The organism is Pseudomonas sp. Pse79, from assembly GCF_024519615.1.
GTDB lineage: Bacteria > Pseudomonadota > Gammaproteobacteria > Pseudomonadales > Pseudomonadaceae > Aquipseudomonas > Aquipseudomonas veronii.
Genome location: NZ_JALJRR010000062.1, coordinates 1 through 2,275, shown reverse-complemented (window position 1 = coordinate 2,275; position 2,275 = coordinate 1). Strand labels below are relative to the sequence as shown.

1 protein-coding gene is annotated in these 2,275 nt (G+C 62.2%); it reads right to left on the bottom strand.

What is annotated here, in order from left to right:
• Window positions 1–2,275: type VI secretion system Vgr family protein (locus tag NR164_RS30215; RefSeq protein WP_256823669.1), on the bottom strand; the 2,275-nt coding region annotated here is incomplete at both ends.

The window sequence follows — 2,275 nt, the reverse complement described above, 5'->3', positions numbered from 1 at the left end:
GCACACCGACTGCGGCAACTCACGCAAAGGAAAGCGCTGGCTGGTCGTGGTTTCCCAGACGTGTTGGCCTTTAAGGTTGAGCTTGCCCGGGGTGTGGATGTCGATAGCGCCGCCGGGTGTGATGCGGATATACCCGCCACCACACGCCAAGGTGATGCCGTTTTTAGCCGTCAGTTGCAGATGCCCCTGTACGGTCTGCAGGGTGATGTCTTGCTGGGCAATCAGATTCAACACGTCGTTGTGGGATTCGATTTCCAGCGGCCCCTTGCCGGACACCAGGCGCATGCCTTCCTGCTGGGCAAGCAGGGAAATGGCCTGATTCGCATGGACGGACAGCCGTTGAGCGGCAGCCAGGTTGATCTCATCGTTGCTTTGCACATACATCGCCTCGCCGCTTTTGAGCAGCAGGCTTTCAGGGGTTACCGCACCAATGCCCTTGGGCGCACTGAGTAGGATGGCCGAGGCGTTCAGGTCTTTGGCGTTGTCCTGGAACTGTTGCAGACCATCAATGGCGGGTTTGCGACTGCGATGAGACTGGGCGATTGCCTGCCAGTCAGCGATTTGTTGTGTGGCTCCCGCGACCAGATCGGTGGCTGGCGCCATGGTGAGCACATCACCAGAAGCCTTGGCCTGTATATCCGCACTGATGAACAACCCTTTGCCTGCACGAATGCTCCCCCAAGCATCTGTACGTAGCTCAAACCCTTCCCCACGTTTTTTACGCTGACCATCCACCAAATGCCCAAGATTCAGCTGGCTCTTACCACTGTGCTCAGTACTGACCTTGACGTGCTCCCGCCCCCGCGTGTCATCCATCCGCAGCTTGTTATTCGCCGGGGTACGCAGCACGTTGCGTTTGTAGTTACGCAAGGTCACATGATCGACATGCTGGCTATCGTGCAACGCGTGCGCGATGTAGGGCCGGTCTGGGTCGCCTTGTTCAAAGGCGATGGCCACTTCGGTGCCGGGAATCAACGGCAGGTGCAGGCCGTGGGTATCTCCGGCGTAGGGGCGGGCCAGGCGTAGCCATAGGCTTTCTTCGCCGGGTTTCCAGGTGTCGCGGTCGAACAGGAAGTTGACCCGGTAGCGCCCTTCGAGGTCGATGTGGCCGTAGGGGTCGTTGGCCTGTGGGCTGGTGACGCGGGCCGGGACGGTGCCGGCGATTTGGGGTTTGGGCTGCAGTGCGGGGCGAAAGCACACGGTGTCTGAATAGGGTATGGCCTGGAAGGTCGCGACCAAGCTGCTATCGCGGGCGGCGGTGGTGGTCAGGCCGGTGATCACCGCGCCCGGTGTGAAGGCTTCGGGCGCGCCGCCGGAGATGTGCAGCACCTGCCCCGGCGCCAACGTGGCGCTGCTGGTGATGCCGCTGAGTTGGGTCTGGGCGTTGAGGTAACGCTCGTGGCGCAGGCGTGCGTAGAAGTAGCCGCTTTCACTGAGCAGGTCTTCGTCCTGATCCAGCCGGTCGCCGAGGGTCGTGTAGGGCTCGGCGTAGTGGTAGGCCTCGCCGTAGGTGCCGCTGGCGCCGCGGCTCTGGTCGATCTCGCCGCTCAGGTGGGCGCCGGCGTCGCGGGGGTGGTAGGCGCGGATATGCACCTGTTGTTCGACCACCTGGTGGTTCGATTGCAGGTGCCACACCGCGTCCTGCCCGCTGCTGCCCAACCCGGATTGCGGGCGATACGGCAGCGCGATGTCGAACTGGTAGAGGCGCTGATCGTCGCAGAACTCGACCACATCGATACCCAGGCGTTCGTCGCTGGTGAAGCGGTACCAGATACCGACGTCGGCGAGCAGGCGGTCAATGAAGGCCAGGTCGCTCTCGCCGTATTGCATGACCTGCTCGCGCCTGGGGTAGTCGCGTTTCAGGCTGAACAGAAAATCCTGGCCTTCAAAGTCGTGGCGGCTGCGCAGGATGCTTTCGACGATCTGTGGCACGGATTGATGCTGGTAGATGCGAAATTGTCTGCCTTGGCCGAGCAGGGCCAGGCGCGGCTGCAGAGTGATTTCATAACGGGCCTGGTCGTTCGAGCCGGACTGACGCTTGAAGCCGGTGACCACACCGTGCAAGGTGCGCAGCGGTTTGACCGCGGGCGCGCTGAAGCCTGAGGCCGGTGGTTTTTGCAGGGCGGCGTGCAGGCTGAAACGGGCGTCCTGGCCAAGCAGGGTTTCGGCGGCGAGGTCACGTTCGGTGCTGGTGAATTCCACGCGATAGGTGAAGGGTTGGCTCAGGTGTTCGTGGCCTTCAAAGGCCAACACGTCGAGACGGGCTTCGATGTTG